Origin of the sequence: Streptomyces luteosporeus (genome assembly GCF_039532865.1) — a bacterium.
GTDB lineage: Bacteria > Actinomycetota > Actinomycetes > Streptomycetales > Streptomycetaceae > Streptomyces > Streptomyces luteosporeus.
Genome location: NZ_BAAASL010000066.1, coordinates 459 through 765, shown reverse-complemented (window position 1 = coordinate 765; position 307 = coordinate 459). Strand labels below are relative to the sequence as shown.

The 307-nt window shown below is 36.8% G+C and carries 1 protein-coding gene; it reads left to right on the top strand.

The annotated features are described in order from the left end of the window. Positions 1 to 21 precede the first annotated feature (21 nt). Positions 22 to 307: hypothetical protein (locus ABD361_RS30435; protein WP_344440209.1), on the top strand; the 286-nt coding region annotated here is incomplete at its 3' end.

Here is a 307-nt window from a genome sequence, read left to right as displayed (position 1 = left end):
CGAAAAATGAAAGAGAGGATAGTGAAATGTGTAATACCAAGATTCTCAACTATGTATTGGTTAATTGCGTTCCTAGCATTTATATTCCCCGGTCGATCTTTTGCTGACGGTTACACCGCTTACTACCGATGTAATGGTACTCAGGAAGCATCTCTTACTGTTAAAGATAACAAACTAAGTATGGTTGTAGGTCTTTCTAAGTTTAATAGGCAACTGGATACTTATAGATTCAAAGAAAAGGGAATCGAAGTAGTAATGCAGAGAGCTGCTTCTGATGATAACTCTGAGGCCATAATGTCTTTTATTA